We start from the raw sequence: 7,965 nt of genomic DNA, 5'->3' as shown, positions 1-7,965 counted from the left end.
GACCACGCCCTGGTCTCGGCTGCGTCGCGTGCGGTGGAGACCTGGACGGCCCTCGCGTCGGGCGCCGGCTGGGACCTCCAGCCCGCCGTCGACGAGGGGCTCTACACCGCCGGCGCGGACACGGCTCTCGACCTGCTTCGCGGCGCACCCGCCGACGCGCGCGTGGTCGTCGTCGTGGGACACAACCCGACCATGGCCCAGGTGGCGCAGCTGCTGGACGACGGGGGCGGGGACCCGGAGGCGCTGACCGCGATGATGTCCGGCTTCCCGACGAGCGCCGTCGCCGTCTTCGAGTACGACGGCGCGTGGGCCGACCTCGACCTCACCAGCGCCCGGTTGGTGGCCTTCCACGTCGGCCGGGGCGAGCCGGCGTCCTAGGGGATGGGCGGCGACGGGGTGACGATCCCGGCCTCCGCGTCGGCGGCCTCGATCTCCTCGCGTGAGATGCCGAGCAGGTACATGATGGCGTCGAGGTACGGCACGTTGACCGCGGTGTCGGCCGCGTCCCGGAGCACGGGCTTGGCGTTGTAGGCGATGCCGAGGCCGGCGGCGTTGAGCATGTCGAGGTCGTTGGCGCCGTCGCCGATCGCGATCACCGCCTGCTGCGGCACCCCCGCCTCGGCGGCGAACTGGCGCAGCGCGTCGGCCTTGCCGGCCCGGTCCACGACGTCGCCGACGATCCGACCCGTGAGCCGGCCGTCGACGATCTCGAGCTCGTTGGCGCGGGCGAAGTGGATACCGAGGTCCTCGGAGAGCCGGTCGGTGATCTGGCTGAACCCGCCGGAGACGATCGCGAACCGGTAGCCGAGACGGCGGAGGGTCCGGACCAGGGTCCGCGCGCCGGGCGCGAGCTCGAGGGCGTCGTACACCGTGTCGAGCGAGGCGGCGTCCAGCCCCTCGAGGAGTGCCACCCGCGCCCGCAGCGACTCCTCGAAGTCGAGCTCGCCCCGCATGGCCGCCTCCGTGATCCGGGCGACCTCGGGCTCACAGTCGGCCTGGGCCGCGAGCATCTCGATGACCTCGCCCTGGACGAGGGTGGAGTCGACGTCCATCACGATCAGCCGCATGCCCCGCCGGAGCAGGTTGGCGGGCTGGACGGCGATGTCGATGGACTGGCGGGCCGCCTCGGAAGCGAGGAGCCCCCGCAGGATCTCCGGGTCGGCGCCCGAGACGTGCAGGTCGATGGCGGTGACCGGGTAGCGCGCCATCCGCTCGATCCGGTCGATGTTGGCCCCGCTGTCGGCGATGCGCCCGGCGACCGCCGCCATGGCGGCGGCCTTCAGGGGCGTGCCGATCACTGTGACGTGGGACCGGCCGTGGCGCCGGGCGCGGTTGTCGCCGACGCCGCGATCGACCTCCACCGTCATGTCCATGGACGCCGCGGTCTCCTGGACGGCATCACGGAGCTTCCTCCAGTCCCGCGGCGCCGACACCAGCACGCCGAGCACGAGGCGCCGGCGCAGCACGATCTGCTCGATGTCGAGGACCTCGACGCCGGCGTGGGAGAGGGTCCGGAAGATGGAGGAGGTCACGCCTGGCCGGTCCTTGCCGGTGAGCGTGATCAGCAGGGTCCTGGGTGCCCCGTCGGCTGTGGTGTCGTCCATGTCGGGACCGAGGCTATCGCCGCCGGGAGTGTCGGCGGCGCTCCCCAGGCTGATCTGCATGGCGCACACCCATCACGCACTCGAAGGCCAGGCGGTCAGTCCGGCCACCCTTCGGGGGAACATGCGGCCACGAGTGCACGCCGGCCCGCGCGTTCGAGCGGGACCAGCGCTTCGCGGCGCTGCTCGACCTCGTGTGCGGAGATGGCGCCACCGTCGTCGACCAGGGCGAGCTCCACGATGGTCATGGCCTGGATCCCGCGTCCGGCCAGCGCCAGACACCGGGACGGGACCCCCGGGGGCGCCTCGACCGGATGTGGGTGGCGCAGGTCGATCAGCTCGTCGGCGACCTCGGGCCGCCAGCGGGCCACGTCGAGGCGAGCCAGCTCGTCGGCGGTCTCGAGCAGGGCCGCTCGCAGCGAGCGGTCGGCCTCGCCGACGTCGGGCACCTGGCGCCGCTGGGCGGGATGTTCCTCCCAGGTCACCGAGGCGCCCACGCGCACCGGGACCAGCCCCACCTCCGCACTGGTCGTCACCACGGCCTCGCCGGCGGCCAGGGCCGCGGCGTTGAACCCCGGCGGACCCCCCAGCCCCAGCGGGTCACCGGCCACCGGCAACGCCAGCCCGAAGCCGGTCGCGCCAACGCTCCTGAGCCGTCCCAGGCCCAGCACCAGCGGCTCGGCGCCGTCGGCGTTCCCGACCAGGTGCCCGGCGTCGTCACCCACCACACCGTCGACGAGCTGGTCGCTGACGACATGACCGCGGAGCCATGCCGTGCCCCACCAGCACAGGCGGACGGAGGGCAGGAGCGGAAAGGTCACGGCGGGTGAGGATACGCCGCCGCGTCAGATGGCTAGGGTTGCGGCCATGGCCGCTGTGCTCGAGTTCGCCGACGTCACCGTCCGGCGTGGCCAGGCCACTCTCATCGACTCGATCTCCTGGGCCGTCGAGGACGACGAGCGCTGGGTCGTCCTGGGGCCCAACGGTGCCGGCAAGACGACGCTGCTGCAGGTCGCGTCCGCCCAGATCCACCCGACGTCCGGAGTGGCCGGGATCCTCGACGAGGTGCTGGGCACCGTCGACGTCTTCGACCTCCGGCCACGGATCGGGCTCACCAGCGCCGCACTGGCCGAGCGGATCCCACGCCACGAGGTGGTCCACGACGTGGTCGTCTCGGCGTCCTACGGCGTGCTCGGTCGCTGGCGGGAGGAGTACGACGACCTCGACCACGACCGGGCCGCGGACCTGATGGAGGAGGTCGGCGTCAGGCACCTGCGGTCCCGGACGTTCGGCACCCTCAGCGAGGGCGAGCGCAAGCGGGTCCAGATCGCGCGGGCGCTGATGACCGACCCCGAGCTGCTCCTGCTGGACGAGCCGGCCGCCGGACTCGACCTGGGTGGTCGCGAGGACCTGGTGTCCACGCTCAACGTGCTCGCCATGGACGAGGACTCCCCGGCCACGGTCCTGGTGTCCCACCACGTCGAGGAGATCCCACCCGGCTTCACGCACGCGTTGCTGCTGCGCGAGGGAGCCGTGGTGGCCTCCGGTCCGTTGCCGCACGTGATCACCGAGGAGAACCTCTCCCGCACGTTCGGGATGCCTCTCCTGCTGAGTCACCACGACGGCCGCTACGCGGCGCGCCGTCGTACCCGCCACAGGGGCGGCTGAGTGGGTGCCGCAGGCTAAAGTCGCGACATGGAGTGGTTCCGTGATCACGCGTGGGAGGCCTGGCTCGGAGCCGCCATCCTGCTCGGGGTCGCCGAGATGTTCAGCCTCGACCTGATCCTGATCATGCTGGCCGTGGGAGCCCTGGCCGGATTCGTCGCGGCAGCCCTCGACCTCAACGTCGCCGTGCAGCTGCTGGCCGCTGCCGCCACGTCCGTCGCGATGCTGGCGCTGGTCCGTCCGGGCCTCGCCAAGAAGTTCCACGGCGGTCCGGAGCTCCAGCTCGGTCACGGCAAGCTGGTCGGCAAGCAGGGACTGGTGACCGAGCCGATCACCGCCCTGACGCCTGGCCGGATCCGGCTGGCCGGGGAGATCTGGTCCGCGCAGCCCTACGACGAGACCCTCAGCATCGCGGCTGGGGAGACCGTCGAGGTGTTCGAGATCCGTGGCGCCACCGCCTTCGTCCACCCCGTGCCGGGCCACGAGGCCTGACCGTCCTTCCGACTACGCAACCTCCAGAGGAGCCGTCATGACCGCTGCATTGATCATGATCCTGCTGTCGTTCCTGTTCGTCGTGGTGCTGCTCGCCAAGACCGTGCGGATAGTGCCGCAGGCGCGGGCCGGCATCGTGGAGCGGTTCGGGAAGTACAAGCAGACCCTGCCCGCCGGCCTCAACGTGGTCGTCCCGTTCGTCGACCGCGTGCGCTACATCATCGACCTGCGCGAGCAGGTGGTCAGCTTTCCGCCCCAGCCGGTGATCACCGAGGACAACCTCGTCGTCTCCATCGACACCGTCATCTACTTCCAGGTCACCGACCCGGTCGCGGCGACGTACGAGATCGCCAACTACATCCAGGCGATCGAGCAGCTGACCATGACGACGCTCCGCAACATCGTCGGGGGCATGGACCTCGAGGAGACGTTGACCAGTCGCGACTCGATCAACTCCGGTCTGCGCGGCGTGCTGGACGAGGCGACCGGCAAGTGGGGCATCCGCGTCAACCGGGTCGAGCTGAAGGGCATCGACCCGCCACCGTCGATCAAGGACTCGATGGAGAAGCAGATGCGTGCCGACCGCGAGAAGCGGGCCGTGATCCTCACCGCCGAGGGCCAGCGCCAGGCCGCGATCCTCACCGCCGAGGGCTCCAAGCAGTCCTCGATCCTCAACGCGCAGGGCGCTCGGGAGTCCCAGATCCTGCGGGCCCAGGCCGACCGGGAGTCGTCGATCCTGCGAGCCCAGGGTGAGGGCCAGGCGATCCAGACGGTCTTCCAGGCGATCCACGACGGCCGCCCCGACCAGTCGCTGCTCGCCTACCAGTACCTGCAGATGATGCCGAAGATCGCCGAGGGCGACGCCAACAAGGTGTGGATCGTGCCGAGCGAGATCGGCAAGGCGCTCGAGGGGTTGGGGTCGACGATGAACGACCTGAAGGGGATTCCCCAGGACGTCGACGGACCCCGGACCAGGGTCGACATGGGTCCGACCGAGCCCGAGGCCCCGTCCACGGGCGGGGACGCCGAGCTGGCCAAGACCACGGCCAGCGTGGAGCAGGCGATCGCGGCGGCGGAGAGTGCGGCGCACCCGGGCAAGGCGTCGCCCTCCGGTTCGGTCCCCACCCAGGACGAGCCGACGGCTGACCCCGGGGCGCCGCCCGCCTCGTGACCGGCCTGGAGATCGCGGCCGTCCTGCTCGCCGGCGTCGCTGCCGGCACCATCAACACCGTGGTGGGGTCGGGGACCCTGATCACGTTCCCGACGCTGCTGGCGCTCGGCGTGCCCCCGGTGACGGCCAACGTCTCGAACACCGTGGGGCTGGTGCCGGGTTCGCTCTCCGGAGCGGTCGGCTACCGCCGCGAGCTGTCCGGCCAGCGAAGCCGCCTCCTGCGCCTCGCCTCGGCCTCGGTGCTGGGAGGCATCGCGGGCGCCGTTCTCCTGCTCGTCCTGCCCCCCTCCGCCTTCGACGCGATCGTGCCGGTCCTGATCGGGATCGGCGTGCTCCTGGTGATCCTCGGCCCGGCCATCCAGCGCAAGGTGGCCGCCCGGCACGCCGCCCGCGGCGGGATCCCGGACCACGGAGCAGGCTGGGTGTGGCCGGCCGTGGCCGGCGCCGGGGTCTACGGCGGCTACTTCGGCGCCGCCCAGGGGGTGTTGCTGATGGCGATCCTGGGCATCGGGGTCGACGACGACCTGCAGCGGCACAATGCCACCAAGAACGTCCTCGCCCTGCTGGTCAACGCGGTGGCGGCCGTGGTGTTCATCGCCGTCGCCGACGTGGACTGGCCGATCGCCGGCCTGATCGCGATCGGCTCGGTGGTCGGTGGCCAGATCGGGGCCGGGGTCGGGCGCCGCCTCCCGCCCGTCCTGCTGCGCGCGGTGATCGTGGTGGTCGGCGTCGCCGCGCTGGTGGTCTTCCTGCGAGGGTGACCCCGGCCGGGGGCGGTCCCGACGGGCCGCTCGGGCTCAGACTCCCGCGACGACCCCGGCTGCTCCCGCGAACACCGCCGCCACCGCGGGGGCGGTGAGCATGGCGGCCGTGGTCCGGTCGACGGCGCGTGCCTCTCCGGCGAGCCACGCCGCGGCCGCGTCGGCCAGGTCGACGCCGATCCCGGCCAGCACCAGGTTGCGACGGGTCCGTCCCGAGCTGAGCAGGGTCGCGGCGCCGAGCACGATCTCGCGCGAGGCGAAGAGGCGGGTCATGTAGGGCAGCTGAGGGTTACCGGGACCGTCGAGCCGGAAGAGCCTGGTGCCGAGGTCGGGAGTGGCCAGGGCGCACCCCCCGATGACGAGGCGGGCTGCGGCGAGACCGAGTGCGGGGTTCATGCGGCGCAGCCTAGCGAGCGAGCAGCTGTGACCGAGGAACGAGGCCGCAGCGTCGAGACCGGCTCCGCCACGGGCCTCAGTCGACGTACGCCGTGACCCAGCGCTCCAGCTCGTCGTAGACGCGCTCGCGGACGTCGGCCCGCGAGAGGACCACGTCGTGGCGGGCACCCTCGATGCCGACGTAGGTGACGTGCCGTCCCAGGGCAGGAGACCACCGCCGGATCTGCTCCACGTCGAGGACGATGTCGTGCTGGTGCACGTCCTCGCCCATCTCGGTCGGCAGGGCGCTGCGGCCCGAGGTGAGCACCAGCGCGGGACACCCGACGTCGAGTCCGGCATGCAGCTCGGCGTGGCCCAGCCGGATCGCCCGTAGCCACCCGGCGTAGACGGGGAAGGACATGATCGGCTTCCACGCCAGGTCGAAGCCCCACTCTCCTTCGTGATCGTGGTGCAGGCTGCGGGTGTAGAAGCCCGTGACGTTGCGCCGGACGACGCGCATCGGCAGCCGTGTCCCCACCTCGAGCAGCGCCCGCGTCCCGAGGGTGCGCATCAGCGTCGACCCGTGCAGGTCGAACCACGGCGAGTTCAGCACCAGGCCGGCCAGGGGAGGCTGCCGTTCGTTGGCCCAGAGGGGCACCGTCAGTCCGCCCGTGGAGTGGGCGCTGAGGACGACATGGTCATGGCCGTCCCGCTCGGTGATGCGGTACCAGGCCGAGTCCATCTCGGGGAAGTACTCGCGCAGGTCGGCGACGTAGTTCGGGGTCTGGTGCGGCCGGAGCGAGCGACCGTACTTCCTCAGGTCGAGGGCGTAGAAGTCGTAGCCGCGAGCCGTCCACCACTCGGCGTACGCGGTCTGGAAGAAGTAGTCGGCGAAGCCGTGCACGTGCAGCACGGCCCTCGGCCCTTGCCGGCTCCCGACGTCGGCCGGTCTGTGGACCAGGGTCGCCACCACCGGACCCTCGTCGTCCGGCGGGAACCCGATGGTCTCCGCCGTGTACGGCGCTCCGAGGACGTCGGTGTCGTGCGGCATGCCCGCAGTCTTCCAGCCGGGGGAGCCGGAGCGCAGGTCGAGAGCCCGGGACCCCCCACCGTCCCGGGCTCTCGACCGTGTGCCTACCGGGTGACGCGTACGACGTCGCGCTGGAAGGAGACGTTGCCGGCCCGGTCGGTGAGCTCCAGGACCAACCGGTACCGACCCGGGTCGACATCGCGGCCGGCCTGGTTCTTGCCGTTCCAGGTGTACTCGGTCAGCCCGGCCGCATTCGTGCTTCGCCCGGGGAAGGTCCGGACGGTGCCGGCGGAGGCGACGTGGACGATCCTGGCCTGCAGGGTCGCGGCCTCGCGCACGTTGTACACCGCGCGGAGCTGTTCCCTCCCCGTGAGGCTCAGAGGGTCGGGAGCGAAGCGGCGCACCCTGACGCCGGGGGCGCTGGTGTCCACGGTGACCAGTCGAGGTGCATCCCCCAGGAACGAGATCACGCGGACCGTGTGCGGCGTGGCCCTGGCCTGAAGGTCGATGCCGGTGAACTGGTAGACGCCGTTCTCGTCGGCGGTCGACGAGGCCACCTCCTGACCGTCGACCTGGAGCGTGACCGGCTCACCAGGGCCACGGGCGCCGGCCACCCCGGTCCCGGCGAGGCCCGAGAAGGTGAGGTCCGTCGTCTGGTTGGTGACGTGGTCACCCGCCTTGCCGCTGTCCTGCTCCTCGAGCAGCTGGGGCGCCGTCGGGTCGGAGGGCGGCGGCGGGCAGCCCTCCAGGGGCTCCGGCTCGCCGGCTTCGGCGATCGTCAGCTCCGAAAGGGAGGCGTCGGACCACTCGAGGACCGTGTCGCTCTCCAGCGCCGCCTCGGCGGCGTCGCTCTCCGAGACGGTGAGGACG

General features: G+C 71.9%; 10 protein-coding genes. 5 read left to right on the top strand and 5 right to left on the bottom strand.

The features are described from left to right. Window positions 1-378, top strand: a 378-nt coding sequence (locus VFN12_RS08885; protein ID WP_414690022.1) for a SixA phosphatase family protein, incomplete at its 5' end; no start/stop codon positions are given. On the opposite strand, the gene serB is transcribed toward VFN12_RS08885, so the two are convergent. Continuing rightward, on the bottom strand, window positions 375-1,604 hold the full coding sequence (gene serB, locus VFN12_RS08880) for a phosphoserine phosphatase SerB (RefSeq protein ID WP_325118286.1): 1,230 nt from the start codon (window positions 1,602-1,604) through the stop codon (window positions 375-377). The two genes, VFN12_RS08885 and serB, sit on opposite strands and share 4 nt — an antisense overlap. Before the next feature lie 95 nt (window positions 1,605-1,699). Further along, window positions 1,700-2,422 (bottom strand): hypothetical protein, encoded by a 723-nt coding sequence (locus tag VFN12_RS08875; RefSeq protein ID WP_325118285.1) that lies wholly within the window; start codon window positions 2,420-2,422, stop codon window positions 1,700-1,702. A 46-nt stretch (window positions 2,423-2,468) separates the two neighbouring features. Here VFN12_RS08875 and VFN12_RS08870 point away from each other — a divergent pair, with 46 nt between their 5' ends. The 4 genes from VFN12_RS08870 to VFN12_RS08855 are packed head-to-tail and all read left to right on the top strand — an operon-like array spanning window position 2,469 to window position 5,690. Next, the gene (locus VFN12_RS08870; protein ID WP_325118284.1) at window positions 2,469-3,269 is read left to right on the top strand and encodes an ABC transporter ATP-binding protein; all 801 of its coding nucleotides are present in this window, start codon (window positions 2,469-2,471) and stop codon (window positions 3,267-3,269) included. A 27-nt stretch (window positions 3,270-3,296) separates the two neighbouring features. Next, entirely contained in the window at window positions 3,297-3,758 is a 462-nt protein-coding gene (locus tag VFN12_RS08865) for an NfeD family protein (RefSeq protein WP_325118283.1), read from the top strand. A gap of 37 nt (window positions 3,759-3,795) precedes the next feature. Next, window positions 3,796-4,929, top strand: coding sequence for an SPFH domain-containing protein (locus tag VFN12_RS08860; RefSeq protein ID WP_325118281.1), 1,134 nt, complete (start codon window positions 3,796-3,798; stop codon window positions 4,927-4,929). Beyond that, entirely contained in the window at window positions 4,926-5,690 is a 765-nt protein-coding gene (locus VFN12_RS08855; RefSeq protein ID WP_325118280.1) for a sulfite exporter TauE/SafE family protein, read from the top strand. Before VFN12_RS08860 ends, VFN12_RS08855 begins: the two co-directional genes overlap by 4 nt. 36 nt (window positions 5,691-5,726) lie before the next feature. Here the strand turns inward: VFN12_RS08855 and VFN12_RS08850 are convergent, their stop codons facing one another. From VFN12_RS08850 to VFN12_RS08840, 3 genes are all read right to left on the bottom strand, one after another. Further along, window positions 5,727-6,086: a hypothetical protein gene (locus VFN12_RS08850; protein WP_325118279.1), complete on the bottom strand. Its 360-nt coding sequence runs from the start codon at window positions 6,084-6,086 to the stop codon at window positions 5,727-5,729. A 76-nt stretch (window positions 6,087-6,162) separates the two neighbouring features. Then, window positions 6,163-7,116 (bottom strand): alpha/beta hydrolase, encoded by a 954-nt coding sequence (locus VFN12_RS08845; RefSeq protein ID WP_325118278.1) that lies wholly within the window; start codon window positions 7,114-7,116, stop codon window positions 6,163-6,165. An 83-nt stretch (window positions 7,117-7,199) separates the two neighbouring features. Then, a partial coding sequence (locus VFN12_RS08840; protein WP_325118277.1) for a hypothetical protein occupies window positions 7,200-7,965 on the bottom strand: 766 nt, incomplete at its 5' end.

Origin of the sequence: Nocardioides sp. (assembly GCF_035703625.1) — a bacterium.
Taxonomy (GTDB): Bacteria; Actinomycetota; Actinomycetes; order Propionibacteriales; family Nocardioidaceae; genus Nocardioides.
This window is presented reverse-complemented; position numbering and strand designations above follow the sequence as displayed.

Bases quoted from the DNA above. Each gene is read 5' to 3' on its own strand.
- VFN12_RS08850 (WP_325118279.1), bottom strand. From the start codon at position 6,086: ATGAACCCCGCACTCGGTCTCGCCGCAGCCCGCCTCGTCATCGGGGGG.
- VFN12_RS08860 (WP_325118281.1), top strand. From the start codon at position 3,796: ATGACCGCTGCATTGATCATGATCCTGCTGTCGTTCCTGTTCGTCGTG.
- VFN12_RS08870 (WP_325118284.1), top strand. From the start codon at position 2,469: ATGGCCGCTGTGCTCGAGTTCGCCGACGTCACCGTCCGGCGTGGCCAG.
- VFN12_RS08865 (WP_325118283.1), top strand. From the start codon at position 3,297: ATGGAGTGGTTCCGTGATCACGCGTGGGAGGCCTGGCTCGGAGCCGCC.
- serB (WP_325118286.1), bottom strand. From the start codon at position 1,604: ATGGACGACACCACAGCCGACGGGGCACCCAGGACCCTGCTGATCACG.
- VFN12_RS08845 (WP_325118278.1), bottom strand. From the start codon at position 7,116: ATGCCGCACGACACCGACGTCCTCGGAGCGCCGTACACGGCGGAGACC.